Origin of the sequence: Rubrivivax sp. JA1026, from assembly GCF_011065555.1 — a bacterium.
Classification (GTDB): Bacteria; Pseudomonadota; Gammaproteobacteria; order Burkholderiales; family Burkholderiaceae_C; genus Rubrivivax; species Rubrivivax benzoatilyticus.
In genome coordinates, this window is sequence record NZ_JAALCQ010000012.1 from 129,998 (window position 1) to 155,589 (window position 25,592).

Here is a 25,592-nt window from a genome sequence, read left to right on the forward strand (position 1 = left end):
GCGCCCCGCGCCGGGCCGCAGCGCCCGGCGCGCAACCGGTTCCGAGAGGAAGCCAGAGGAGACAGGCGAACGGCACGGCCCGCGAGGGTCGTGCCGTTTTGCCATGCGAAGTCGGGATTTGCCCCGCGGGAAGCCCGGCGGCGTAGCATGGCCCGCCAGGAGGTGACTCGATGAAAGTCGGAATCATCGGCGTCGGTTATGTCGGCGCCAGCGTGGCGGTCTCGCTGCTGCACGGCGGCGTCACGCGTGAACTGCTGCTGCACGACCGCGACGCCGCGCGCGCCGAAGGCGAGGCGATGGACCTGGCGCAGGGCGCGCCGTACTACCCACGCGCCACGGTGCGTGCGGTCGACCTCGACGAGGTCTCGCGTTGCGACGTCGTCGTCTTCGCCGCCGGCCGCAACGGCCGTCCGGGCGAATCGCGGCTGCAGCTGCTGGCCGACAACTTCCGCGTCGCCAGCGACATCGGCCGCGTCGTCGGCCGCCATGCGGGGATCATCGTCGCGATCTCCAACCCGGTCGACGTGTTGACGCGCGTGCTGCAGCAGTCCTCGGGGCTTCCGCCGGAGCGTGTCCTCGGCACCGGCACGATGCTCGACACCGCGCGCCTGCGCCAGGCGCTGGCCGAACGGCTGGCGGTGGACTCGCGTTCGGTGCACGCCCAGGTGCTGGGCGAACACGGCGACTCCGAGATCGTGCAATGGTCCGGCGCCCAGGTCGGCGGCCGGCCGCTGCGCGACTGGCCGGGCTGGACGCGCGACGACGAACAGCGCCTGGGCCACGAGGTCAAGCGCGCGGCCTACGAGATCATCCAGCGCAAGGGGGTCACGAACCACGCGATCGGCCTCGTCACCGCCGACCTGGTGCGCGCCATCGTGCGTGACGAGCACCGCGTGCTGACCGTCACACGCTGCCACGCGGGCGAGGGGCTGGACGGTGTCGCGTTGTCGCTGCCGGCGATCGTCGGCCGCGACGGCGCGACGAAGGTGATCCCGCCGTCGCTCGCCGACGACGAAGCCGAGGCCCTGGCGCATTCGGCGCAGGTGCTGCGCGACGCCTGGTCGCAGCTGGCGCCGGCCTGAACTACATCGACGCTTCGAGCATTGCGAGGTAGTCCTCGGCGCTGGCCAGCCGCGGATTGGTCTTGTGGCAGTGGTCGGCCAGCGCGCCGGCCACGACCTTGTCGAACAGCTCGCGCGTGACGCCCATCTCGGCCAGCCGCGCCGGCAGGCCGAGGCGGGCATTGAGCGCGCGCACGGCCTCGGCGACTTCGGCGCCGTCGTCGCCGCAACCCGGCAGGCCCATCGCCTGCGCCAGGTGCTGCATGCGCTTGTCGCGACGCACCGACTCGGCCTTGGCGTTGAAACACAGCACCGCCGGCAGGAAGACCGCGTTCAGGCTGCCGTGGTGCAGCCGCGGGTCGGCACCGCCCAGCGCGTGGCTCAGCGAATGCACGCAGCCCAGGCCTTTCTGGAAGGCCAGCGCGCCCTGCATGCTGGCGCTCATCATGTTCCAGCGCGCCTCGCGGTCCTGGCCGTCGCGGGTCGCACGTTCGATGTGCGCCCAGCCGCGTGCCAGGCCATCGAGCGCGATGCCATCGGCCGGCGGGATCGGCGCCGGCGCGAGAAAGGTCTCGATGCAGTGCGCGATCGCGTCCATGCCGGTGGCCGCGGTCAGCTTCGGGGGCAGCGCCAGCGTCAGCTCGGGGTCGAGCAGCGCGGCCTTGGGCACCAGATGCCAGCTGTGGAAACCCAGCTTGCGGCCGTCGTCGACGATGACGATCGCGCCGCGTGCGACCTCGCTGCCGGTGCCGGCGGTCGTCGGCACCGCGATCAGCGGCGCGACACGCTCGCTGATGCGTGCGCTGCCGCCTTCGATCGTCGCGTAGTGCGCCAGCGGGCCGTCGTGCGTCGCGGCGATCGCGACGCCCTTGGCCAGGTCGATCGACGAGCCGCCACCGACGGCCACCAGCCCGTCGCAGCCGTGTTCGCGCCAGACGCGCACGGCCTCGCGCACCGCGGCTTCGGTCGGGTTGGACGGCGTGCCGTCGTAGACCGCGTGCGGCAGGTCGCCGAGCGCGTCCAGCGCCGGTTGCAGCACGCCGGCGGCACGCACGCCGGCGTCGGTGACGACGAGCGGGCGGCGCATGCCGGTGCGTTCGCACTCGGCGCGCAGCAGGCGCACCGCGCCGAAATCGAGGTCGATCTGGGTGACGTAGAACATTCGGGCCATCGGGCCAGTATCCTCGCGGCCACCTTGGGAACGCATCTGCTGAAACCCGCAATGGCGGGCCTGCTCGAACGCATCCGCCGCGCCGAGCGCAGGCCCTTCCATGCGATGGAACCCGCGGCCGCCCGCGCCGCCTACGAAACCGCCGCCGAAGTGCTGGACCTGCCGCGTGCGCCGCTGGCCCGTGTCGAGGACTTCACGATCCCCGCCGCCGACGGCACGGCGCTGCGCGCGCGGCTCTACGCGCCGTCGCACGAACGCCTGCCGCTGCTGCTGTACCTGCATGGCGGCGGCTTCGTCGTCGGCAGCCTGGAGACCCACGACAGCCTGTGCCGCCAGCTCGCGCGGCGCAGCGGCGGCGCCATCGTCGCGCTGGACTACCGCCTGGCGCCCGAGCACCGTTTCCCGGCCGCGGTCGACGACGCCTGGGCGGCGATGGCCTGGCTGGCCGCGAACGCCGGCACGCTGGGGCTGGACGGCTCCCGGCTGGCGGTCGGCGGCGACAGCGCCGGGGGCACGCTGGCCGCGGTCTGCGCGATCCACGCCCGCGACCTCGGCCTGCCGCTGGCGCTGCAGCTGCTGGTGACGCCGGGCACGACGGCGCACGCCGACACCGCCAGCCACACGCTGTTCGCCAACGGCTTCCTGATCGACGCCGCGACGATCGCCTGGTTCTTCGACCATTACATCGACCACCACCACCGCCGCGACTGGCGTTTCGCGCCGCTGGAGGCCGAGGACCTGGATGGCGTCGCGCCGGCCTGCCTGCTGCTGGCCGAATGCGACCCGCTGGTCGACGAAGGCATCGCCTACGCCGACCGGCTGCGCCTCGCCGGCGTGCCGGTGGCGCTGGAGATCGCGCGCGGTTTGACCCACGACTTCATCAAGATGGGCCGCGCGCTGCCCGAGGCCGCCATGGCTCTCGAACAGGCTGCCGCGGCGCTGAAACACGCCTGGAACCCATGACGACGCACGACACCTTCCGATCGCCGACGACGCTGCGCGTCGGCACCTGGGCCGAACTCGGCACCGACGCGCAGGCCGTGCGCAGCGCGGTCTTCGTCGTCGAGCAGGGCATCCCGGCCGAACTGGAATGGGACGCGGCCGACGCCGGCGCGCTGCACGTCGTCGCCTGCGCGGATGGCGTGCCGGTGGCCACCGGGCGCTGGCTGACCAGCGACGAGCCGGGCGTGGTGCGTGTGGGCCGCATGGCCGTGCTGGCGGCGCACCGAGGCGGTGGTCTCGGCCGCCGGGTGCTCGACGCCCTGATCGACGCCGCGCGCGCCGCGGGCCACGCCACGGTGATGCTGCACGCGCAAGAGAGCGCGATCGGCTTCTACGACCGGGCGGGGTTCGAGGCCGTCGGCCCGAGCTTCGTCGAGGCCGGCATCGTGCACCAGGAGATGCGCCGCCGGATCTGAGCCGGTGCGCGGCGCAAGTTCAGGCCAGCGGCACGAAGCGCTCGACGTGGCGCTCGCCGACGATCCACGGTGCCAGCGCCGTCGCCAGGTGCGCCTCGGCGGTGTCGGCCTCGCGTTCGTCAGCAGCGCCGTGCACTTCCATCAGCGTCGCCAGGCCGTCTCGGACCTCTGGCCGGCGCAACAGCTCGACGGCAAAGGGCAGCGCTGCGAAGGCGGCGCGCGCCGCCACCGCGCAAGCCTCGACGTCGCGTTCGGCGACGCGGTAGTAGACGTAACGCCGCGCCGGCGCGGCCATCAGGCCTCGGCCGCCGGGATGGCGTAGGGCAGGGCGGCCGGGCGCAGCGCCGGGCCGTCGGCGGCGCCCAGGTGCAGCGCGACACCGTCGGCCAGCGCGGCGATCTTGGTTTCGGCCAGCACCGCCCAGGCGCCGGAGCCGTCGGGTGCCGGCGCCGCGGCGACGACCATGCCGGCCGGCTGTGCCGGATCGTCGGCGGCATAGACGTCCTGGCCAGGGGCGGCCGGGGCGTCGGCGTCGAACAGGAAGGCGCGGCGCTTGAGCGTGCCGCGGTACTGGCTGCGCGCGACGATCTCCTGGCCGGGGTAGCAGCCCTTCTGGAAGTTGACGCCGCCGACGAGTTCCAGGTTCACCATCTGCGGCACGAACTGCTCGACGGTGGCGGCGACGATGCGCGGCACCGCGCTCTGCACCTCCAGCCAGGCCCAGGCTTCGGGCGCCAGCGCCGGCAGCACCGGCGGCTCGGCGCCGGCGAACAGCCAGCGCGGCACGCCCTGCACGTCGTCCAGGCGCAGCAGCTCGCTGGCTTCGTCGGGCGCGACGCGCCGCCAGGCCGCAGCCGGCGCCCCGGCACCGAGCGCGGCCGCCGCCGCGTCACCGGCCAGCCCCCACAGCGGCCATTCGGCGCTGGCGTCCTCAAGCTGGCACTGGGCGCGCAGCACGAACATCTTCAGCCGCTTGAGCACGGCTGGCAGCAGGTCGGCGCTGCAGGCCAGCAGGAACTCGGCCGGGCCGCGGCGCCAGACGACGAAACTGGCCAGCAGCCGGCCCTTGGCCGAGCAGTAACCGGCGAGGCGCACGGTGCCCGCATCCAGGCGCAGAACCTCCTGCGTCAACTGGCCTTGCAGAAAGGCGGCGGCATCGTTGCCGGAGGCCCGAATCACGCCCCAGTCGGTCAGACGAACGGCACCCTGGAGCTTTGACATGGCAGCGACGGTTGACTTCATGCGGCCCATTATCATCGCCGCCCATGTCTAGAAGGGGGTCCGGCTCGGGCCGGTGGCAGGCTGCGATCCTGTCCTTGTTGCTGCTGCCGCTGGTCGGCGTGGTCATCGCGCTGTGGTGGCTCGGCCGCCCGCTGGAGCTGGCCGCGCCGACGGTGGAAGTCTCGGTCGAAGCCGGCACGCCGCCGCGGCAGATCGCCGAGGCCTGGGTGCGCGCCGGCGTCGTCACGTCGCCGCGCCTGCTCTACGAGTGGTTCCGCTGGTCGGGCGAGGCGCGCCGCATCCGCGCCGGCAGTTATGCCGTCGAACCCGGCGCGACGCCGCGCACGCTGCTGGCCAAGATGGTCGAGGGTGACGAGCAGCTCGCCACCGTGCGCCTGATCGAAGGCTGGACCTGGCGCCAGTTCCGTGCCGAGCTCGCCAAGGCGCCGCGGCTGAAGCCGACCACCGCGCAGATGAGCGACGCCGAGCTGATGGCCGCGATCGGCGCGCCCGGCATCGCGCCCGAAGGCCGCTTCTTCCCCGACACCTACGCCTACAGCGTCGGCGTCAGCGACCTGCTGGTGTTGAAGCGCGCCTACGCCAAGATGCAGCAGGAACTGGACGCTGCCTGGGCCGAACGCGCCGCCGACCTGCCGCTGAAGACGCCCGAGCAGGCGCTGACGCTGGCCTCGATCGTCGAGAAGGAGACCGGCCGCGAGGCCGACCGTTCGCTGGTTGCCGGCGTGTTCACCAACCGGCTGCGTGTCGGCATGCCGCTGCAGACCGACCCGACCGTCATCTACGGCCTGGGCGAACGTTTCGACGGCAACCTGCGCCGCGTGCACCTGGAAACCGACGGCCCGTTCAACACCTACACCCGTCCCGGCCTGCCGCCGACGCCGATCGCGATGCCCGGGCGCGCCTCGCTGCGCGCCGCGGTGCAGCCGGCGGCGACCAAGGCGCTGTACTTCGTCGCCCGCGGCGACGGCAGCAGCCAGTTCAGCGAAACGCTGGACGCCCATAATCGCGCGGTGAACCAGTTCCAGCGCGGCCGCAAGTGACGGCGGGCCGCTTCCTCAGCTTCGAAGGCATCGACGGCGCCGGCAAGAGCTCGCACATCGAGTGGCTGGCCGGCTGGCTGCGCGAGCGTGGCCGCGAGGTGCTGGTGACGCGCGAGCCCGGCGGCACCGAACTCGCCGAACGCCTGCGCGAACTGGTGCTGCACCAGCCGATGGACGCGCTGACCGAGGCGCTGCTGGTCTTCGCCGCACGTCGCGACCACCTCGCCACGCGCATCGAGCCGGCGCTGGCTGCGGGTGCCGTCGTGCTTTGCGACCGTTTCACCGACGCGACCTTCGCCTACCAGGGCGCCGGCCGCGGCTTCGACCTCGGCGTGCTCGCCACGCTGGAAACCTGGGTCCAGCAGGGCCGCCAGCCCGACCTGACCGTGTGGTTCGACCTGCCGACGGCGGTCGCTGCCGCGCGCCGCGCCGCGGTGCGTGCACCCGACCGCTTCGAGAGCCAGGACGAGGCCTTCTTCGAGCGTGTGCGCTCGGGTTACGCCCGCCGCGCCGCGGCCGACCCGGGCCGCTTCGTGATCCTCGACGCCGCAGCCACGCCCGACGCGGTGCGGGCGCAGCTCGAAGCCGCCTTGGAGTCTCGCGGCCCGTGGTGAACCTGGTCGTCGACGAACACGGCGCGCCGCCGCTGCCCTGGCTGGCCGCGCCGCTGGCCGACACGCTGGCACGCCAGCGTGGCCACGCGCTGCTGCTGCACGGCGCGGCCGGTGTCGGCACGCTGCATTTCGCCGTCGCGCTGGCGCAGAGCTGGCTGTGCGAGGGCCACGACGGCCATCCGCGCCCGGCCTGCGGCCGCTGCCCGAGCTGCCATCTCGTGCAGAGCAAGCTGCACCCGGACCTGCTGGTGCTGATGCCTGCGACGGCCCGCCAGAGCCATGCCTGGCCGGCCCCGGGGGACAAGACCGAGGACGAAGGCAAGAAGAAACCCAGCCGCCAGATCCGCATCGACGAGATCCGCCACGCGATCGACTGGGTGGCGCGCACCACCTCGCGCGGCCGCGGCAAGGTCGTCGTGCTGCATCCGGCCGAGGCGATCAACCTGCAGGCCGCCAACGCGCTGCTGAAGACGCTGGAGGAGCCGCCGCCCGGCACCCGGCTGCTGCTCGGCGCCGGCGACCCGCAGCACCTGCTGCCCACCGTGCGCAGCCGCTGCCACCGCGTCGCGCTGGCCGCCCCGCCGACGGCGCAGGCGCTGGACTGGCTGGCCGGGCAGGGCGTCGCCGAACCCGAGGTGCTGCTGGCCGCGGCCGCCGGCCGGCCCCTGGATGCCCAGGCGCTGGCTGCCGACGGTGTCAGCGCCGCGGCCTGGCGCGCGCTGCCGGCGGCGCTGGCGCGCGGCCAGGCGCAGGCCGTTTCGGGCTGGCCGGTGCCGCGCATCGTCGACGCGCTGCAGAAGCTCTGCCACGACGCGGCGGCGATCGGCGCGGGCGCCGCGCCGCGTTACTTCCCGGCCGGCAGCGTGCCGCGTGCGCGCAGTCCGCAGGCGCTGCACGACTGGCATCAGGCGCTGCAGCGCGTCGCCCGCCACGACGAGCACCCCTGGCACGAGCCGCTGCTGGTCGACGCGCTGGTCGCCCAGGCGAGCGCCGCGCTTACACTGCGCTCATGACAGATCGCGTGCCGTCGAGACTTGGCGGGCTGGGCCCGGCCACGGCGCCAGCCGGCCTGCAGAGCCGCCCCAGCGTGATCCAGCTGGTGTTCCGCGAGAAGGGCGCGCTGTACGCGGCCTACATCCCCTTTCTCAGCGAAGGCGGGCTGTTCGTGCCGACCACGCGTGACTACCGGCTGGGCGACGACATCTACCTGCTGCTGTCGCTGCCCGAGGACCCGCAGCGTTACCCGGTCGCCGGCAAGGTCGCCTGGATCACCCCGGCCAACGCCTCCGGCGGCCGCACCCAGGGCGTCGGCGTGCGTTTCCCGGCCGACGAGAAGACCCGCGCGCTGCGGCTGAAGATCGAGGAAGTGCTCGGCACGTCGATCTCCTCGTCCAAGCCGACGCAGACGATCTGACCCCGTCGTGACACCCGGCCGGCGCGAGCACGGTCCTGCATTGCCCATGTTCGTCGACTCGCACTGCCACCTGACGTTTCCTGAATTGCACGGCCGCGTCGACGCCGTGCTGGCCGACATGGCCGCCGCCGGCGTGCACGCCGCGCTGACGATCTGCACCACGCTCGAGGAGTTCGAGGCCGTGCATGCGCTGGCGCTGGCCCACCGCGAGCTGTGGTGCAGCGTCGGCGTGCATCCCGACACCGAAGGCCAGGCCGAGCCCGACCTGTCGACGCTGGTGGCGCTGGCCCGCCGCGACCGTGTCGTCGCCATCGGCGAGACCGGGCTGGACTACTACCGGCTCAACGGCCGCAGCCTGGCCGACATGGCGTGGCAGCGCGAGCGTTTCCGCGTGCACATCCGCGCCGCGCGCGAGACCGGCCTGCCGCTGGTCGTGCACACGCGGTCGTCGGCCGAGGACACGCTGGCGATCCTGAAAGAGGAGGGCGCGGAGGCGGTCGGCGGCGTCTTCCACTGCTTCACCGAGACGCGCGAGGTCGCGCGTGCGGCGCTGGACCTGGGGTTCCACATCTCGTTCTCCGGCATCCTGACCTTCCGCAACGCCGAGGAGTTGCGCGCGGTGGCGCTGGAGGTGCCGCTCGATCGCTGCCTGATCGAGACCGACAGTCCCTACCTGGCCCCGGTGCCGCACCGCGGCAGGACCAACGAGCCGGCCTACGTCGCCCACGTCGCGGCCAGGCTCGCCGAGCTCAAGGGGCTGGACCCGGCCGAGGTGGGCGCCGCGACGACACGCAACTTCGAGCGGCTGTTCAGGGTCTCGACGGCCTCTGCGCAGGCTTGAGAAGACACTTCAGCTTCAGGCCACAAGTTGCTGTCCTGAAATGAGTTTTCTCGGAAGATCGGGATCTGTCCAGATGTTCAAGCGTTGGTTGAAGTTCATCCTACAGGCAGCTGTCGCACTGAGCGTTTTTCCCGCCGCAGCCGATTCCTACGTCGATTTCTTCCGCGCGGTCCAGATCGACAACGACAGCGCCGTGAGCCGGCTGCTCGAGCGCGGCTTCGACCCGAACTCGGTCAGCGAGCAGGGTGAGCTCGCTCTGGCGCTGGCGATCAAGGAGCGCGCCGATCGTGTCGCGCAGCGTCTGCTGCAGGACCCGCGCATCGACATCGACCGCGCCAGTGCCCGCGGCGAGACGGCGCTGATGATGGCGGCGATCCACGGCCGGCTGGACTGGGTCGAGCGCCTCGTCGCGCGGGGGGCCGCGATCGACCGCGAGGGCTGGACGCCGCTGCATTACGCGGCCAGCGGGCCCGACATGCGCATCGTCACCCGGCTGGTCGCGCTGGGCGCCCGCATCGACGCCCGATCACCCAACGGCAGCACGCCGCTGATGATGGCCGCCGGTTACGGCGACCAGCGCAACGCCCTGGCGCTGCTCGGCCTGGGCGCCGACCCGGCACTGCGCAACGCCCGCGGCCTCAGTGCCGCCGACTTCGCCCGCCAGACCGGCCACGACGCGCTGGCCGACCAGCTCGACGCCGCCGCCAAGGCCGGCGCGGCGCGGCGCTGACAGCACGCTTGTCGGAAAGCCGCCGACATCCGCCATGGCATCGGCCCGACTCGGCAGGCCGAGCCGCCGCCCGTACATTGAGATCAGCCGGAATCGCCGGCCAACGGGAGGTCCGCCATGGCCCGCATCACGTCTCGCAGCAATCCGTTCACGCTGATGATGAATCCCGAGGTCGTGCTCGCCGCGATCGAGCGTTCCGAACGACTGGGTCAGCTGAACCGCCGGATCTGCCGCCCGCTGGACCGTCCGGTGCTCCGCGCCGTCATCGGCTCGGAGGTGACTGCGGACGACGATGACGAGTCGGGCGAACCGGATCTGCAGTGACACGCCGTCGCGCGCGCGCCGAACGCTGGCGCGCCGAGACGACGGTGCCGACGGCGGCCACCGCCAGGACGATCAGCCCGCCGACGAAGACCTGCAGGCGGTGCTCGCGCAGATAGGCGACGGCGCGTCGCACGGCAGACGGCTCGGCGCTGCGCACCGGGCTGGGCGCGGGCGCAGCTGACGGTTCGCCACCGGCGCCGGCCGGGCCTCCGGTCCACTGGGTCGACGGCTCGGCCGCGGCCTCGGTGTGGCCGCCAGCGACGTCGTGCTCCTGCGGCTCCTGCATCACGGCGGCCGTGCCGCTGCGAGCGCTGTCCTGCGGTCTTGCGCGCGCCGGGTTGGTGCCGTCGCTGCCGGTCGCGGCTTGCGGCTGGCCGTTCTGCAGTTCCAGCAGCAGGCGGATGGTCTGCGACGCGCCGGGCACGACGTCGATGCCGCCGGCCGTGGCCGTCGAAGCCGACGGACCCGGCGCCGCAGGCGGGGTGTCCGGAACACCCGTGGCCGGTGCCGCGAGGCAGCACGAGGCGCCGAAAGCCAGCGACACGACGGCCGCACGGGGCGACCCAGGCACACGAATCATGGGATGGGGGCTTGCAAGATGGACCGCACGCGCTAGCAAAAGCCGAGCCCTCGAAGAAACGGCGTGTCGGCACAGGCACTTAGCGAGGGTGACGATGTTCTCAGGGAGAAGATGTAACGAAATCCGACAGCAGCGATGGGGCCGAAACAACGACAATGTATATTATGTCAAATATGCGGTCGCACAGCAGCCTGGCGTCTTCAGCTTTCCGCACCGCCCACACGATGGCGGCACCTGCAAGCCGCAACGCCGCTCAGCGCGTCTCGGGAGGCTGCGCGCGATGGATGCGTCCGCGGCCGGCCAGCTTGGCGCGGTACATCGCCCGGTCGGCACGTTCGATGGCGGGCTCCAGGTCGGCAGGCCCCAGGCAGCGCGCGACGCCGGCGGAAAAGCCGATCCGCCAGTTCGTCGGCAGGCCGTCGACGATGATCTCGGCGCACACCGCCAGCACGCGCTCCAGGCAGGCACAGGCCTCGTCCTCGGAGGTGTCGGGCAGGATGAAGAGGAACTCCTCGCCTCCCCAGCGCGAGACGCAGTCCTCGGCGCGCAGTTCTCGCTGGGCGACGTCGGCGAAGGCCTGGAGCACGCGGTCGCCGGTCTGGTGGCCATGGCCGTCGTTGATCTGTTTGAAGCGGTCCAGGTCGACCAGCGCAACGACCAGCGGGCGTTCGTGTCGGGCCGCCTGCCCTGCCGCTCGCCGAAGCTCGTCCATCGCGGCGCGCCGGTTCAGCAGGCCGGTCAAGGTGTCGCGCGTGGCCAGCAGCCGGATGCGCTCCAGCGCCTGGCTCAGCTCGTTCTTCTGGCGCGTCAGCCGCGAGCGCAAGCGGCTCAGACGGTCGGACAGAACCTGCATCATCGTCATCGACGTGGCGAGGAAGGCCCAGCTCGCGGCCTCCACCAGTGCCGGGTGCGACTGCGGCGACTCGGCCGCCAGGGCGGCCATCACGCCGCCCATCAGCACGATGCCGAAGTTGGCCAGCGCACGCGACGCACGCGACTCCAGCGCGAAGATGCCGAAACACAGGATCAGCGGCATCAGGCACAGCAGCGCTGACCGGTAGGGCCCGCACAAGGCGTAAGCGCTGGCGGTGCAGAGCATCGCGAACACCATCTGCGGCGCGCTCAGCGACGGCTCGACGCGGGCCCGCTCCCCCAGGCCGCTGCGCACCGCGGCGTAGAAGGCCACGCAGCCGACGAGCGTGACGGCGACGTACCACGCGACCGTCGCGCCCGGCAGCACACCCTGGCGCCACGCGAGCACGAGCAGCGCGTGGATCAGCAGCAGCGGCGGCATCGCCAGCAGCGACTGGGAGACGCGCGTGCGGCGGCCGTGGCTCGTGCCGAGCACGAGCGCACTCCAGGAGACTTGACGGCGCGCCATTCGCCTTGTTATCGGCTGTACGACCGATAGATGAAGCTGCGATGACGCAGCCGGGGCGACAGATGTCATGCAAGCCCGCGCCCCGGCGACGGGAGCCGCCGTGCGCGCAGCGTCTGCCACGCACGGCGAGCGGCTCAGAACAGAAGCCAGAAGCGCCGCAACCAGGCCGGAGCCGGCGGCGCGGGACGGTAGGTCTGGCGGTACTTCGCGGCGGTGTTCATGGCGGCGGCTCCGGTGAAGATACGTAACTGTATGGGCATACAGTATCGCTGCGCAAGCCCGGCATGGCGGCGCCGCGTCGGACCCCGGGCGCCCTTGCCCGCCGCGACACCCGCGAAGCGGTGTCGCGTCGGGCCGGCCGGGCTCAGAGTTCGACCTTGCCGATGTTGTCCAGCAGGAAGGGCTGCACCCGCGCCGCGACCGCCGGCTGCACCGCGAGCAGGCGCTCGAACCCGATGTCGAAGTGCGCCTGCGCCGCGCGCAGCCTCGCGTGCTCCGACGCGAGCTTGAAGAACAGCACCTGGGTGATCTGGCGGCGCGCCTCGATCGCCAGGGCCGCCAGCCGCACGTTGACGGTCCCGGCCGCCTCGTCGGCGTCGACCGAGCCGAGCTGGAACTTGGCGCCGCCGACGTGCATGCTGCTGCGGTCGAAGATCGTGATCCACGGGCTGCCGGCGTCCATCTCCTTCAGGCCCTTGAGCACCGAGACGACGAGCGAGGTCGCGGCAACCGCGGCGCCGCCGAGCGCGGCGGTCAGCACCGGCAGGATCGCCTGGTGCACGCCGGCGTTGTCGTCGCCGACGGCGGTGTCGTGGAACTCCATCGACCGAGTCGTCCAGCCGACGTTCTGCAGCACCTCGACGTACTTCGTGTACCAGGCCATCACGTCGGGGTTGCCGTTGGAAGCCTTGTTGGCGGCCAGCTGCGCCAACAGCAGGCAGTCGGCCACCGCCGAGCGCTGCGCCGGCTTGACGACCGGCCGGAACTCGGCGAGCTGGGCGCCCACGGCCACCACCTCCTGGCCGCTGCCGAACTCCGGCACGCTGGCGCCGCTGCGCGTGACGCGGCGTTCGATCTCGGGCAGCGCGAGTGCGCGCACGTACTGGACGGGATCTCGTGACATGGGCCCTCCTCGGGGCCGGCACGCGGGGAGGCGCCGGCTCCGGCAGCCTACGCTGCGAACCCCGGCCTGCCCGCAGACCAGCTAGGGATGCGGCGGCCGCCTTCAGTGCCCTCCGCCGAGCTGGGCCCGCGCCAGCTGCCCCAGCGTGCGCAGCGCCGGCTCGATGCGTGCATCGCCCGGGTGACCGTAGTTCAGCCGCAGACAGCGCGCGAAACGCCGGTCGGCCGAGAACAGCGGCCCCGGCGCCAGGCCGATGTCGTGCGCCGCCGCCTGGCGCTGCAGCAGCAGCGCGTCGACGCCTTCGGGCAGCTCGACCCAGAGGAAGTAGCCGCCTTCGGGCCGCGTGACGCGCGTGCCGGCCGGGAAGTGGCGCGCCAGCGCCGCCAGCATGCGCGCCTGGCTGTCGGCCAGCGCCTGGCGCAGCTGGCGCAGGTGGCGGTCGTAACCGCCGTGCTGCAGGTAGGCCGCCAGCGCCTCCTGCGAGGGCATCGCGGTGGTCAGCGTCGTCATCAGCTTCAGGCGCTGCACCGCCTGGGCGTGGCGCCCCGCCGCCGTCCAGCCGACGCGGTAACCCGGCGCCAGGCATTTGGAGAACGAGCTGCAGTGCATCACCAGCCCGTCGCGGTCGAAGGCCTTGGCCGGCGGTGGGCGGCGGGCGCCGAAGTGCAGCTCGCCGTAGACGTCGTCCTCGATCAGCGGCACGCCGTGGCGCGCCAGCAGCTCGACCAGCGCGCGTTTGTTCGCCTCGGGCATCAGGCTGCCCAGCGGGTTCTGGAAGCTGGGCATGAACCAGCAGGCCTTGACCGGGTGGCGCTGCAGCACCTCGGCCAGCGAATCGATCTCGACGCCGTGGCGCGGGTGCGTGGCGACCTCGACGGCGCGCAGCTGCAGCCGCTCCAGCGCCTGCAGCGCGGCGTAGAAGGTCGGCGACTCCACGGCGACCAGGTCGCCGGGCCGCGTGACGGCCTGCAGGCACAGGTTCAGCGCCTCCATCGCGCCGTCGGTGACGACCAGCTCGCGCGCGTCGACCGCGGTGCCGGCGACGACGTAGCGCAGGCCGATCTGCCGGCGCAGCGCCTCGCTGCCGGTGGTCAGCTCTTCGACGATGCGGCCGGCGTCCAGGCGGCGCATCGCCGGCGTCAGCGTGCGCGCCAGCGCGTCCAGCGGGAACAGCGCCGGGCTCGGGAAGGCCGAGCCCAGCGGCACGACGTCGGGCCGGCGTGTCGAGCCGAGCACGTCGAAGACCAGCTCGCTGATCTCGACTTCGGTCGTGCGCGGGCTCGGCGAGGCCGTCGCCGGCTCGGTGGCGCGTGCGGCCACCGGCTCGGCGACGTAGTAGCCCGAACGCGGCCGCGCCTGGATCAGGCCCCGCGCCTCGAGCCGGTAATAGGCCTCGAAGACGGTCGCCGGGCTGATGCGCCGGCTGGCGCTGGCCTGGCGCACCGAGGGCAGGCGCTCGCCCGGCCGCAGCGTGCCGCTGCGGATCAGTTCGGCGATCTCTTCTGCATAACGTTCGTAGCGCTTCACTGATCCGGTCCCGGTTGGCGAGCCACTGTAGCGCCGCTGGGAGCGGCCGGGTGCGATGCCCTCGGGCGGGCCATCTGATCCGGTTTTTTGTCTGGCTTCTGAGTCTTATCGGATCAGTTTCGACGCGGCACAGTGCGCTTGACTTCCCGCAAGACGCCATGAGCACACCCGCCCGCGTGATCCCCTTGAAGCCCGTGGCCGCCGACGGCCGCACGCCGCTGCTGACGCCGCGGCTGAAGATCCACCCGCGTTCGACGTCCGGCCGCTACACACGCTGGCGCTGGGCGCTGGTCTGGCTGACGCAGGCGGTGTTCTACGGCCTGCCCTGGCTGCCGTGGAACGGCCGGCCGGCGGTGCTGTTCAGCCTGGAGACGCAGCGCTTCTACCTCTTCGACCTGGTGCTGGTGCCGCAGGACATGGTGTTCCTCAGCGGGCTGCTGGTGTTCAGCGCGCTGCTGCTGTTCTTCGTCACCGCGCTGGCCGGGCGGCTGTGGTGCGGCTTCGCCTGCCCGCAGACGGTCTACACCGAGATGTTCATCTGGCTGGAGGCACGTTTCGAAGGCGACCGTGCGGCGCGCCAGCGCCTGGACGCGGCGCCCTGGGGCGCCGCCAAGCTGGCACGCCGCGGCGGCAAACATCTGGCCTGGACGGCGCTGTCGCTGTGGACCGGCATCAGCTTCGTCGCCTGGTTCACGCCGATGCGCGAGCTGCTGCCGGCGCTGCTGGCCGGCACCGCCGGCTGGTACGCCTTCTGGGCGCTGGTCTACGGCGGCTTCACCTACCTGAACGCCGGGCAACTGCGCGAGCAGGTCTGCCGCCACATGTGCCCGTACGCGCGTTTCCAGGGTTCGATGCTCGACCCCGACTCGCACATCGTCGGCTACGACCGCCAGCGCGGCGAACCGCGTGGCCACCACGCCCGCGGCGAGAACGCCGCCGCACGCGGCCAGGGCGCCTGCGTCGACTGCACGCTGTGCATGCAGGTCTGCCCGGCCGGCATCGACATCCGCGCCGGGCTGCAGAGCGAGTGCATCAGCTGCGGCGTCTGCGTCGACGCCTGCGACGCGGTGATGGACAAGCTGGGCGACGCGCGCGGGCTGATCCGTTTCGACAGCCAGCGCCGTTTCGACGGCCAGCCGGCGCCGGCGCGGCGCTGGCGCGTGCCGGTCTACGGCGCGCTGCTGCTGGGCGTCGGCAGCGCGCTGGCCGCCGGGCTGGTGATGCGCTCGCCGCTGCGCGTGGACCTGATGCGCGACCGCGGCGTGATGGCGCGCGAAGCCGAGCCGGGCTGGGTCGAGAACGTCTACCGCGTGCGCCTGACCAACGCCAGCGAACACGCCTGGCGGCTGCAGGCACGGGTGCAGGGCCTGGACGGTGCCGAGGTGCTGGGCGCCGGCGCGATCGAGCTGGCGCCGGCCGGCGAACACACGCTGCCGCTGAGCGTGCGTGCGCCGGTGCTGGCCGACGGCGAACGGGTGCGCACGATCCGCCTGGTCTTCGAGCCGGCCGAAGGCAGCGCGGGACCGCGGGTCGAGGAGGCCAGCACCTTTCTGATGCCGCGCTGAGCCGTCAGAGCGCCGGCATCGCCCGCGCCACGATCGCCGCCACGTCCACCCCACGCGGCAGCGTGCCGTACTGGCGCGCGCCGCCGCCGCCCAGGCGCGAGGCGCAGAAGGCGTCGGCCACCGCCGCCGGGGCGTGGCGCACCAGCAGCGAGGCCTGCAGCGCCAGCGCCATGCGGTCGACGAGGCCGCGCGCGCGGAACTCCAGGTCGGAGAGCTCGGCGAACTCGTCCTGCAGCGCCGTGACCCAGCGGTCGAGCCGGCGGTCGGCGCCACGCGCCGGCGCCAGCTCGGCGAAGAAGGCGTGCAGCGCCGCCGGCGCCTTCTCGGCGGCGCGCAGCATGTCCAGGCACTGCACGTTGCCGCTGCCTTCCCAGATCGCGTTGACCGGCGCCTCGCGGTACAGGCGCGGGAACGGGCTGTCCTCCATGACCCCGCTGCCGCCGATGCACTCCATCGCTTCGGCGGCGTGAGCGGCCGTGCGCTTGCAGACCCAGTACTTGCCGATCGCCGTGCCCAGGCGCAGCAGCGCCTGCTCGTGGGCGTCGCCGGGCGTGTCCATCGCACGCGCCAGGCGCATCGTCAGCGCCAGCGAGGCTTCGCTCTCCAGCGCCAGGTCGGCGAGCACGTTTTGCATCAGCGGCTGCTCGGCGAGGCGGCGGCCGAAGGCCGAACGCAGCGTGGCGTGATGCAGCGCCAGCGCCGCCGCGGCACGCTGGCCGGCGCTGGAGCCGACCATGCAGTCGAAACGCGTGCAGGCGACCATCTCGATGATCGTGCGCACGCCGCGGCCTTCGTCGCCGACGCGCCAGGCGAGCGCGCCGCGCAGCTCGGTCTCGCTGCTGGCGTTGGAGACGTTGCCCATCTTGCGTTTCAGCCGCAGCAGCTGCAGCGCGTTCTTCGTGCCGTCGGGCCGCCAGCGCGGCAGCAGGAAACAGCTCAGCCCGCCCGGCGCTTGCGCCAGCACCAGGAAGGCGTCGCACATCGGCGCCGAGACGAAGTACTTGTGGCCGACGAGTTCGTAGACGCCGCCGGCACCGGCCGGCCGCGCCTGCGTCGTGTTGGCGCGCACGTCCGAGCCGCCCTGCTTCTCGGTCATCGCCATGCCGATCGTGACGCCTGCCTTCTGCGCGTCGGGCACGTTGCGCGGGTCGTAGACGCGGGCGGTGATGCGCGGCAGCCAGGCCTCGGCCAGCGCCGGCGTCGTGCGCAGCGTCGGCACCGAGGCGAAGGTCATCGTCACCGGGCAGCCGTGGCCGGCCTCGACCTGGCTCTGCAGGTAGAACGCGGCTGCACGCGCGACGTGCGCGCCCGGCCGCGGCGCGGTGTGCGGCGCCGAATGCAGCCCGTGCTCGATCGCCGAGCGCATCAGCTCGTGGTACGCGGGGTGGAAGCGCACCTGGTCGACACGGCGGCCGAAACGGTCGTGGGTGTCGAGCTCGGGCGGGTGGCGGTTGGCCTCGGCGCCCAGTTCGCGGTAGGCGGCAGCGCCGGTCAGACGGCCGAAGGCGCTAAGCTCGTCGTCGGCCCAGGCCGCGCCTTCGCGCACGACGGCTTCGACCAGCGCGGCGTCGGCGCGGTAGGCGTCATGGTCGGGCAGCTCGGCGCCGACGTTGAAGACCTCGTGGGTCTCGGCCAGCACGCTGTCGTTCGGGTTCATCGGTGGATCTCCTCGGTTTCGGCGGCACGGGCAGCGCGTGATCGGGCCAGAAAGCCGTGCCAGATCGCCTGGCCGGCGGCATCGAAACGTTCGACGGTGCGCAGGTAGCGTGCGCGGGCCTCGGCGTCGACCAGCGGCGCCGGCAGCAACGGGTCGAAGACCAGACGGCGGATGGCCTCGCCACCGAGTTCGAAGGACTCGCGTGCCGCCTGCTCGGGCGCCAGGCCGGGCGCGGCGTCCAGCCAGGCGGCGAGCCGCGCCGTGCCTTCGCGGTAGCTGGCGTCCAGCGCCGCGCCGTCCCAGAGCGACGCAGCACGCGTGGCGTCGGCGGCCGACAGCCCGCCGAGCACGAACACCGTGCCGACGGCGGCACCGTCGGGCAGCAGCGCGGCCAGGCGCTCGCGCAGCGCCTCGACGCCGCCGGCCAGGTTGTCGGGCCGCAGGTGCAGGCCACGTTCGAACTCGGCCAGGCCGAGCAGGCCGAAAGCCCGCTCGCGAGCGCGCAGCGCCGGCCGGTCGCTGCGGCCGGCGGCACCGACGTGCACCGCCAGCCAGTCGCCGCGCCACGCGACCAGGCGTTCGGGCAGGCGTTTCCAGGCCAGCACCGCGTCGGCCAGCGGCCTTGCCGCGGGGCCGAGCGCGTAGCGCCCGCGTGCCGGCGCCACCAGCAGGCCCGCGGCGGCGGCGCGGGTCAGCGCGACACGCACGGTGTTCTCCGGCAGACCGAACAGCGCCGCCGCAGCCAGCAGTTCGGGCACCGCCAGCGCCGTGTCGCCGCTGCGTTCGGCACCGAGCAGCAGGCTGAGGATCAGCGATCGGGGGTCGGGGGCCATGCCAAGACATTACGTGCGTCGACAGGAATCTCCTATCGCCGTAATCCCTGCCGACAATCGCCAGAAGTTGCACGTTTGCATTCTTGTTGGTGCACGTTTATCCTCGGTGCATGGAATCCATCGACGTCCCGCTTGCCCGCCGCGAACTGATAGCCGCCCGGCTCGCCGCCGGCCAGGGCGTTGCCGCCGCGGCTTTGGCGGCCGAGTTCTCCGTCTCGGAAGACGCGATCCGCCGCGACCTGCGCGCGCTGGCCGCCGAAGGCCGCTGCCGCCGCGTCTACGGCGGCGCGCTGCCGCCGATGCCCGGAGTGCTGCCAATGGCGGTGCGAAGCGGCGCCGACCTCGTGCACAAACGTGCATTGGCACGCGCGGCCGCCACCACCGTGCGCCGCGGCGAGTTCCTGTTTCTGGACAACGGCAGCACCAACCTCGCGCTTGCCGAACTGCTGCCCGAGGACCACGCGCTGACGGTGGCGACGAACTCGGTCGACATCGCCGCGGCGCTGCTTCGCCGCGCGGACCTGCGCCTGCTGATGCTGGGCGGCGTCGTCGACCCGACGGTCGGCGGCTGCGTCGACACGACCGCGCTGCTGGCGCTGCAGCGCCTGGACATCGACCGCGCCTTCGTCGGCGCCTGCGCGATCTCGGCCGAGACCGGCGCCAGCGCGCACGACGCGCCCGACGCCGAGTTCAAGCGTGCGCTGCTGGCCGCCAGCCGCGAGCACGTGGTGATGGTGACGAACGACAAGCTCGGCACGCGTGCGCCGCACCGTTTCGCGGCGCTGCAGGCGCTGGGCACGGTGATCGTCGAACACGACGCCGATGCCGCCGCGCTGGCCGCCGCCGGCGCCACCATCCTGCACGCCGACGCGCCGGTCTGAACCTTCACCGGAGACACCCGATGCGCCTCGCCCACGTCGCCCTCTGGACCCGCGACCTCGACGCCTCGGCCGCCTTCTGGCAACGCCTGTTCGGCGCCACGATCGCCCCGCCCTACCGCAGCCAACGCCGGCCGGGTTTCGTCTCGATCTTCGCGACACTGCCCGGCGACACGCTGCGGCTGGAGCTGATGGCCGCACCCTGGCTGGCCGACGCGCCGGCCGGCGACGCCGTCGGCTGGGATCACGTCGCGATCTCGCTCGGCGATGCGGCGGCCGTCGATGCGCTGGCGACGCTCAGTGCATCCGAAGGCTGTTTGCTCTCGGCGCCGCGCCGCACGGGTGACGGCTTCTACGAAGCGGTGATCGCGACGCCGGACGGCACGCGTGTCGAGGTGACGGCCTGAACCCGGCTCAGCGCAGCCGCGTCGGCGGCGACGCGGCCGCGGCCGACAGCGTCGACAACATCGGCGACGGCGCCGCCGCCTCGGGGTCGTACGGGTGCCAGCGCTGCCCGCCCAGCGCCGCCAGGATGCGGCGCACGTAGGCCCGCGTCTCGGCGTACGGCGGCACGCCGCGGTAGCGGTCGACCGCACCTTCGCCGGCGTTGTAGGCGGCCAGCGTGAACAGCACGTCGCCCTGGTAGTACGCCAGCAGCCAGCGCAGATAGGCCATGCCGCCGCGGATGTTCTGCACCGGGTCGGACAGCTTGCGCACCTTGAAACGTGCCGCGGTGTCGGGCATCAACTGCATCAGGCCCTGGGCGTTCTTCGGCGACAGCGCGCCGGGGTCGAAGCCGCTCTCGGTGGCCATCACCGCCAGCACGAGCTGCGGCGCGAGCTTGTACTCGGGCGCCACGAGGTCGACGAAACGCACGATGGGCTGCGGCGCGTTGGCCGGCGGCGGCAGCGCGGCGAACAGCGCCGACGGCGAACGCACGGCGCCGGCGCGGGGCTGCGGCCGGGCGGTGGCCGTCAGCGGGTCCTGCTCCGGCGGCCGCAGGCACGGCGGCGGCGGCCCGAGCGGCGCGCCCAGGTGCGAGGCCATGTTCAGCGCCTGCGGCAGGCCTTGTTCGGCGGCGGCAGCGAACAGGTGCGCGGCCTGCGCCTCGTCGCGCTCGATGCCGCGGGCGTTGGTCAGCATCCAGGCCAGGTTGAACTGCGACTCGGCGTCGCCGTAGCGCGCGGCCCGGCAATACAGCTGCGCGGCCAGCAGCGCGTCGCGCGGCACGCCGTCGCCGTACTCGTGGGCCTTGGCCTCCAGCCGCCAGCGTTCGACCTGGGCCGGCACGACCGGCCCGCGTTCGGGCGGCGGGGTGTCGGGCCGCGGCAGCGCCGACAGGTCGGGCACCGCCTGCGCGTGCGCGGCCAGCACCAGCCAGCAGGCGGTGGCGGCGAGGACGGCGCGGCCGCTTCGGGCGGCGCGCACGACGGCGGCAGGGCGGCACGGCTTCATCGGCGCAGCGAGTCTAGGCCGCGCGGCAGCGCCCCGCTCTCCCCGAGCTCGGCGGGTCGTTGGGCGCCGGGCGTGACGGAATGCGCCGGTCGGCCGCTCAGCTGAACAGCCGCCGCGCCGCCGGCGAGCCGGCGGCCAGGTCCAGCTGCTCGAGCTGGGCATAGAGCTGCTGCAGCTCGCGGCCGATGGCGTCGAAGGCGTGCAGCGTGACCGGCTGGCCCTGGTCGTCGACGATGGTCGCGTCCATCTCGTCGGCCAGCGTCGTCGTCACGCGGTGCCAGGTCGGGAACGGTTCGTGGCGGGCCTCGGTCTGCGGCACGTCCAGCGTCAGCGTGCAGTCGCGCACGGCCGCCATCTGGGCGTCGTCGGCGAGCGCGGCCTGCGAGTCGTAGCTCAGCACCAGCACCGGCGGCGCCCCGGCCTCGGGCCCCGGCAGCACCAGCCGGCCCGGCAGCGCCCCGGGCAGGAAACCCAGGCGCTGGGCCACCTGCTGCAGGTAGCCCACCGACCAGGCGACGTGGTTGGAGCGCAGCGTGACGGTCAGCTGGGCGTCCAGCGGGCTGGCCAGGCCGTCGAGCTCGCGGGCGCGGGCCACGACTTCCAGCATGTCGGGGAAGTCGGGCATCGCGCCGATGGCTTCGCAGAAGGCCTGCACCTTCTGCACGAACTCGGAGTACTCGATCTCGTTGAGCGCGCCGCTGCGGCTGGCGAGCTGCACGCCGGCCTGCAGTTCGCCGTAGCGGTGGCCCGCCCGCGGCTGTTCCCAGTCGCCGGTCTCGGTGTCCAGGCCCTCGACGTAGAACGGTTTGGTGCCGGCGCGGCGCGACGGCGGCAGGTGCGAGAGCACGAAATCGCCGGTCACCGGCGACTCCAGCGTCATCGGCACGAGTGCGTCGATCAGCGCGTCCAGGCGCGCCGGGCGGCGTGTGCCCGGGGGCGGCGGCGCCGGGGCGGCGTCCAGCGCCGGTTCGTCGGCCGGATCGCCGGTGGCAGGCGCGCTGCCCAGGCCGGGTTCGACACGCTCGGGCGCGTCGGGTTGGACGTCCGGCCGGCGCGGGCCGGCGCGGCGGGTGGAGAGCCAGCCCTGGACGATCAGGGCAACGAGAACGAGGCCGCCGACGAGGGCGAGTGCCGTGGTGAGGGTCATGCCGCTTCGGCGAAACCGATGGCCGCTTCCATGTCGACGGCGACGATGCGCGAGACGCCCTGCTCCTGCATCGTCACGCCGATCAGCTGTTCGGCCATCTCCATCGCGATCTTGTTGTGGCTGATGAAGAGGAACTGGGTGCCCGCGCTCATCTCGGTGACGAGGTTGCGGTAACGCTCGGTGTTGGCGTCGTCCAGCGGTGCGTCGACCTCGTCGAGCAGGCAGAACGGCGCCGGGTTGAGCTGGAAGATCGCGAACACCAGCGCGATCGCGGTCAGCGCCTTCTCGCCGCCGGACAGCAGGTGGATGGTGCTGTTCTTCTTGCCCGGAGGCTGCGCCATCACCTGCACGCCGGCGTCGAGGATCTCGTCGCCGGTCATCACGAGCCTGGCCTGGCCGCCGCCGAACAGCGACGGGAACATGCGCCCGAAGTGTTCGTTGACCTGGTTGAAGGTGCTGCCCAGCAGGTCGCGTGTCTCCAGGTCGATCTTGCGGATCGCGTCTTCCAGCGTCGTGATGGCGTCGGTCAGGTCGGCGAGCTGGGCGTCGAGGAAGGTCTTGCGTTCGCGCGAGGCGGTCAGCTCGTCCAGCGCGGCGAGGTTGACGGCGCCCAGCGCCGCGATCTCGCGGTTGATGCGGTCGATCTCGGTCTGCAGACCCCAGAGCTTGACGCCGCCCTGCTCGATGCCGGTGGCCAGCGCCTCCAGGTCGACTTCGGCGGCCTGCAGCTGCTCCAGGTACTGCGCGCCGCCGAGCTGCGCCGCCTGCTGCTCCAGCTGCAGCTTGGTGATCTGCTCGCGCAGCGGCGCCATGCCGTGCTCCAGCCCCAGGCGCTGCTCGTCGGCGCGGCGCATCTGCGCCGACAGGTCGTCGTAGCGGCTGCGCGCGGCGCCGAGTTCACGTTCGCGATCCAGGCGCAGCGCCAGCGCTTCCTGCAGCCCGGCTTCGGCCGCGGCGTCGTCGAAACCGGCGAGCTCGGTGCGGATCTGCTCGGCGGCCTGCTCGTTGGCGGCGATCTGCGCCGCCGCGGTTTCCAGCGAACGCTGCAGCTCGTCGCGTCGAGCGGCCAGCGAACGGGCCTGGAAACGCGCTTCCTGCGCCTGGCGCTCCAGCGCACGCTGCTGCTCGCGTGCGTCGGCCAGGCGGCGGTCGGCGGCGATGACCTCGTCTTCCAGGTCGGCGTGGCGCTGCTGGGCGTCACCGAGTTCGACGTCGAGTTCCTCGAAACGCGCTTCGCCGACGGCGCGGCGTTCCTCGATGGCCTCCATCTGGGCGTCGATCTCGGCGAGCTCGTCGCCGAGCTGCTCGCGGCGCTGCAGCGCGGCCTCGGCCTGCTGGCTCAGGCGCAGCAGCTCGACGTGCAGCGCGTGGGCGCGGTTCTGCGCCTCGGCGGCTTCGCGGCGTGCGGCGGACAGGCGGCCGCTGGCTTCGGTGTAGGCGGCTTCCAGGCGCACGGACTGGGTGCGAGCCTCCTCGGCGATCAGCGTCTGGGCGCGCTGCTGGCGGTCGAGGTTCTCGATCTCCTGGGCGCGCGCCAGCAGGCCGGCCTGTTCGGAGTCGGGCGCGTAGAAGGCGACGGCGTACTGGCTGACGGCGTGGCCCTCGCGCGTCATCACCACTTCGCCGTGCGTCAGCTGGCCGCGTGCGGCCAGCGCCGCGTCCAGCGAGTCGGCGGTGTAGACGCCTTCGAGCCAGTCGCCGAGCAGCGCCTTCAGGCCGGCGTCGCCCAGGCGCAGCAGGTCCGCCAGCCGCGGCAGCGTGGCGTGCGTGCTGGCGATGGCGCCCGAGGGCAGCGCGTAGAAGGCCAGCTTGGCCGGCGGGGCGTCGGCGGCGAAGGCACGCACGGTGTCCAGGCGGCCGACGGCGAGCGCGTTCAGGCGTTCGCGCAGCGCGGCTTCCAGCGCCGTCTCCCAGCCCGGCTCGATGTGCACCTGGCGCCACAGGCCCTGCATGCCGGTGAGGCCGTGGCGCTCCAGCCAGGGCTTGAGCTTGCCTTCGGTCTGCACCTTCTCCTGCAGCGTACGCAGTGCTTCCAGGCGCGCGGCGATGTCGGCCTGCCTGGCGTTCTCGCGGTTGACGGCGGCCTGCGCGGCGCGGCGCTGCTCGTCGAGTGCCGGAACCTGCTCGGACAGCTCGTGCAGCCGGCCTTCGGCTTCTTCGTGACGCGCGGCGGCGACGGCTTCGTCTTCGCGCAGCGCGTCCAGGCGCGCGGTGTCGGGCGCCTGCAGTTGCTGGCGCTCGCCGGCCAGGCGCTCGCGGCGTGTGCGCAGCTGGCGCGCCTGCTCGTCGAGGTTGCGGCTGTCGGCGGCCAGCACCTGGATCTGCTGCTGCACCTGGGTGACGGCGTTGCGCTGGCGGTTGGCGTCGGCCTGGGCGGCACGCAGGCCGTCTTCCAGCGCCGGCAGTTCCAGCCCCTGGTCCTCGGCCTGGGCGACGAGCACGTCGGCCTCTTCGTCGGCGGCGACGATCTGGCCGGCGATGTCTTCAAGCTCGGCCTCGGCGGCAGCCTGGCGTTCGCGCCAGCCCTCGTTCTGCGCGTCGAGTGCGGCCAGGCGCTGCTCGGCACGCTGGCGGCCGTCGACGACGTAGCGGATGCGTTCCTCGAGCCGGCTCACTTCCAGTGCCGCTTCGGACAGCGAACCCTGGCGCGCATGCAGCTCGTCGCTGGCTTCGTAGTGCGCCTGGCGCAGCTGCTCGAGTTCGGCCTCGACGTGGCGCAGCTCGGCCAAACGTTGCTCGAGCACGTTGGTCGCGGCCAGCACCGCGGTCTTGACACGTTCTTCCTCGCCGGCGGCGTCGCGCGCCTTCAGGAACCACAGCTGATGCAGCTTGGTCGTGCCGTCGTCCTGCAGCCGGCGGTAGGCGGCGGCGACCTCGGCCTGCTTCTCCAGCTTCTCGAGGTTGAGGTTCAGCTCGCGCAGGATGTCCTCGACGCGCGTCAGGTTCTCGCGCGTGTCCTTCAGCCGGTTCTCGGTCTCGCGGCGGCGTTCCTTGTACTTGGAGACGCCGGCGGCCTCTTCGAGGAACAGGCGCAGCTCCTCGGGGCGGCTCTCGATGATGCGGCTGATCGTGCCCTGGCCGATGATCGCGTAGGCACGCGGGCCCAGGCCGGTGCCGAGGAACACGTCCTGCACGTCGCGCCGGCGCACCGGCTGGTTGTTGATGAAGTAGCTGGACGTGCCGTCGCGCGTCAGCACGCGCTTGACGGCGATCTCGGAGAACGCGTTCCACTGGCCGCCGGCGCGCGCCGAACTGTTGTCGAAGACGAGTTCGACGCTGGCCCGGCTGGCGGGCTTGCGCTGGCCCGAGCCGTTGAAGATCACGTCCTGCATCGACTCGCCGCGCAGTTCGCTGGCCTTGCTCTCGCCGAGCACCCAACGCACCGCGTCCATGATGTTGCTCTTGCCGCAGCCGTTCGGGCCGACGACGCCGACACGCTGCCCGGGCAGCTGGAAGGTGGTCGGTTCGGCGAAGGACTTGAAGCCGGCGAGCTTGATCTGGTTCAGTCGCATCGAGGCGGCCGCTGACGGTGGGTCAAAACACGCAAGTGCTTGATCTACATGGCAAAACGCGCTCGACGGGGGAGCGCGC

Annotated in this window: 25 protein-coding genes; 13 read left to right on the top strand and 12 right to left on the bottom strand. The window is 72.7% G+C overall.

Annotation, left to right across the window (positions count from 1 at the left end; genetic code table 11):
* Positions 1-170: 170 nt before the first annotated feature.
* The gene (locus G5B56_RS18595; RefSeq protein ID WP_164964203.1) at positions 171-1,082 is read left to right on the top strand and encodes an L-lactate dehydrogenase; all 912 of its coding nucleotides are present in this window, start codon (positions 171-173) and stop codon (positions 1,080-1,082) included.
* Between the two features lies 1 nt (position 1,083).
* Here G5B56_RS18595 and G5B56_RS18600 read toward each other — a convergent pair whose 3' ends face one another.
* Positions 1,084-2,232, bottom strand: coding sequence for an iron-containing alcohol dehydrogenase (locus tag G5B56_RS18600; RefSeq protein WP_164964204.1), 1,149 nt, complete (start codon positions 2,230-2,232; stop codon positions 1,084-1,086).
* 51 nt (positions 2,233-2,283) lie between these two features.
* Between G5B56_RS18600 and G5B56_RS18605 the strand changes: the two genes are divergently transcribed.
* Both G5B56_RS18605 and G5B56_RS18610 read left to right on the top strand, forming a co-directional pair.
* Positions 2,284-3,195: an alpha/beta hydrolase gene (locus G5B56_RS18605; RefSeq protein WP_164964205.1), complete on the top strand. Its 912-nt coding sequence runs from the start codon at positions 2,284-2,286 to the stop codon at positions 3,193-3,195.
* Positions 3,192-3,650 (top strand): GNAT family N-acetyltransferase, encoded by a 459-nt coding sequence (locus G5B56_RS18610; protein ID WP_009856926.1) that lies wholly within the window; start codon positions 3,192-3,194, stop codon positions 3,648-3,650. Before G5B56_RS18605 ends, G5B56_RS18610 begins: the two co-directional genes overlap by 4 nt.
* Positions 3,651-3,669: 19 nt before the next feature.
* On the opposite strand, the gene G5B56_RS18615 is transcribed toward G5B56_RS18610, so the two are convergent.
* Complete coding sequence (locus tag G5B56_RS18615) at positions 3,670-3,945, bottom strand: DUF4936 family protein (RefSeq protein ID WP_164964206.1); 276 nt, start codon at positions 3,943-3,945, stop codon at positions 3,670-3,672.
* Positions 3,945-4,871 carry a folate-binding protein YgfZ gene (locus tag G5B56_RS18620; RefSeq protein WP_164964207.1) on the bottom strand — a complete coding sequence of 309 codons (927 nt, stop codon included), beginning with the start codon at positions 4,869-4,871 and terminating at the stop codon, positions 3,945-3,947. Before G5B56_RS18620 ends, G5B56_RS18615 begins: the two co-directional genes overlap by 1 nt.
* 44 nt (positions 4,872-4,915) lie before the next feature.
* Here G5B56_RS18620 and mltG point away from each other — a divergent pair, with 44 nt between their 5' ends.
* From mltG to G5B56_RS18655, 7 genes are all read left to right on the top strand, one after another.
* Entirely contained in the window at positions 4,916-5,932 is a 1,017-nt protein-coding gene (gene mltG, locus G5B56_RS18625) for an endolytic transglycosylase MltG (protein WP_310731945.1), read from the top strand.
* Positions 5,929-6,546: a dTMP kinase gene (tmk, locus tag G5B56_RS18630; protein ID WP_009856922.1), complete on the top strand. Its 618-nt coding sequence runs from the start codon at positions 5,929-5,931 to the stop codon at positions 6,544-6,546. Before mltG ends, tmk begins: the two co-directional genes overlap by 4 nt.
* Positions 6,543-7,559 carry a DNA polymerase III subunit delta' gene (locus G5B56_RS18635; RefSeq protein ID WP_237704867.1) on the top strand — a complete coding sequence of 339 codons (1,017 nt, stop codon included), beginning with the start codon at positions 6,543-6,545 and terminating at the stop codon, positions 7,557-7,559. The genes tmk and G5B56_RS18635 overlap by 4 nt, the downstream gene beginning before the upstream one ends.
* A complete protein-coding gene (locus G5B56_RS18640; RefSeq protein ID WP_050801748.1) occupies positions 7,556-7,960 on the top strand; it encodes a PilZ domain-containing protein in 405 nt (134 codons plus the stop codon). The genes G5B56_RS18635 and G5B56_RS18640 overlap by 4 nt, the downstream gene beginning before the upstream one ends.
* A gap of 46 nt (positions 7,961-8,006) precedes the next feature.
* Positions 8,007-8,801 (top strand): TatD family hydrolase, encoded by a 795-nt coding sequence (locus G5B56_RS18645; RefSeq protein ID WP_009856919.1) that lies wholly within the window; start codon positions 8,007-8,009, stop codon positions 8,799-8,801.
* A 73-nt stretch (positions 8,802-8,874) separates the two neighbouring features.
* Complete coding sequence (locus G5B56_RS18650; protein WP_009856918.1) at positions 8,875-9,531, top strand: ankyrin repeat domain-containing protein; 657 nt, start codon at positions 8,875-8,877, stop codon at positions 9,529-9,531.
* A 117-nt stretch (positions 9,532-9,648) separates the two neighbouring features.
* Complete coding sequence (locus tag G5B56_RS18655) at positions 9,649-9,855, top strand: hypothetical protein (protein WP_081467607.1); 207 nt, start codon at positions 9,649-9,651, stop codon at positions 9,853-9,855.
* Here the strand turns inward: G5B56_RS18655 and G5B56_RS18660 are convergent.
* The 4 genes from G5B56_RS18660 to G5B56_RS18675 form a co-directional block, all read right to left on the bottom strand.
* A complete protein-coding gene (locus tag G5B56_RS18660; protein WP_164964208.1) occupies positions 9,794-10,435 on the bottom strand; it encodes a hypothetical protein in 642 nt (213 codons plus the stop codon). The two genes, G5B56_RS18655 and G5B56_RS18660, sit on opposite strands and share 62 nt — an antisense overlap.
* A gap of 253 nt (positions 10,436-10,688) precedes the next feature.
* A complete protein-coding gene (locus G5B56_RS18665) occupies positions 10,689-11,816 on the bottom strand; it encodes a GGDEF domain-containing protein (RefSeq protein WP_029718371.1) in 1,128 nt (375 codons plus the stop codon).
* A gap of 364 nt (positions 11,817-12,180) precedes the next feature.
* Positions 12,181-12,939, bottom strand: a complete 759-nt coding sequence (locus G5B56_RS18670; protein WP_029718372.1) for a hypothetical protein — start codon at positions 12,937-12,939, stop codon at positions 12,181-12,183.
* A 102-nt stretch (positions 12,940-13,041) separates the two neighbouring features.
* Positions 13,042-14,466 carry a PLP-dependent aminotransferase family protein gene (locus tag G5B56_RS18675; protein WP_164964209.1) on the bottom strand — a complete coding sequence of 475 codons (1,425 nt, stop codon included), beginning with the start codon at positions 14,464-14,466 and terminating at the stop codon, positions 13,042-13,044.
* 158 nt (positions 14,467-14,624) lie between these two features.
* Here G5B56_RS18675 and ccoG point away from each other — a divergent pair, with 158 nt between their 5' ends.
* Positions 14,625-16,031 (top strand): cytochrome c oxidase accessory protein CcoG, encoded by a 1,407-nt coding sequence (ccoG, locus tag G5B56_RS18680; protein ID WP_240920850.1) that lies wholly within the window; start codon positions 14,625-14,627, stop codon positions 16,029-16,031.
* Between the two features lie 4 nt (positions 16,032-16,035).
* Here ccoG and G5B56_RS18685 read toward each other — a convergent pair whose 3' ends face one another.
* Positions 16,036-17,688 carry an isovaleryl-CoA dehydrogenase gene (locus G5B56_RS18685; RefSeq protein WP_164964210.1) on the bottom strand — a complete coding sequence of 551 codons (1,653 nt, stop codon included), beginning with the start codon at positions 17,686-17,688 and terminating at the stop codon, positions 16,036-16,038.
* Positions 17,685-18,521, bottom strand: coding sequence for a PaaX family transcriptional regulator C-terminal domain-containing protein (locus G5B56_RS18690; protein WP_164964211.1), 837 nt, complete (start codon positions 18,519-18,521; stop codon positions 17,685-17,687). Before G5B56_RS18690 ends, G5B56_RS18685 begins: the two co-directional genes overlap by 4 nt.
* Positions 18,522-18,631: 110 nt before the next feature.
* Here G5B56_RS18690 and G5B56_RS18695 point away from each other — a divergent pair, with 110 nt between their 5' ends.
* The gene (locus G5B56_RS18695) at positions 18,632-19,402 is read left to right on the top strand and encodes a DeoR/GlpR family DNA-binding transcription regulator (RefSeq protein WP_164964212.1); all 771 of its coding nucleotides are present in this window, start codon (positions 18,632-18,634) and stop codon (positions 19,400-19,402) included.
* Positions 19,403-19,422: 20 nt separating this feature from the next.
* On the top strand, positions 19,423-19,806 hold the full coding sequence (locus G5B56_RS18700) for a VOC family protein (protein ID WP_164964213.1): 384 nt from the start codon (positions 19,423-19,425) through the stop codon (positions 19,804-19,806).
* 7 nt (positions 19,807-19,813) lie between these two features.
* On the opposite strand, the gene G5B56_RS18705 is transcribed toward G5B56_RS18700, so the two are convergent.
* The 3 genes from G5B56_RS18705 to smc all read right to left on the bottom strand — a co-directional run bounded on the left by G5B56_RS18705 (position 19,814) and on the right by smc (position 25,513).
* Complete coding sequence (locus tag G5B56_RS18705; RefSeq protein WP_164964214.1) at positions 19,814-20,854, bottom strand: lytic transglycosylase domain-containing protein; 1,041 nt, start codon at positions 20,852-20,854, stop codon at positions 19,814-19,816.
* 97 nt (positions 20,855-20,951) lie between these two features.
* Positions 20,952-22,001, bottom strand: a complete 1,050-nt coding sequence (locus tag G5B56_RS18710) for a cell division protein FtsZ (protein ID WP_164964215.1) — start codon at positions 21,999-22,001, stop codon at positions 20,952-20,954.
* Positions 21,998-25,513 (bottom strand): chromosome segregation protein SMC, encoded by a 3,516-nt coding sequence (gene smc / locus G5B56_RS18715; RefSeq protein ID WP_164964216.1) that lies wholly within the window; start codon positions 25,511-25,513, stop codon positions 21,998-22,000. Before smc ends, G5B56_RS18710 begins: the two co-directional genes overlap by 4 nt.
* Positions 25,514-25,592 lie beyond the last annotated feature (79 nt).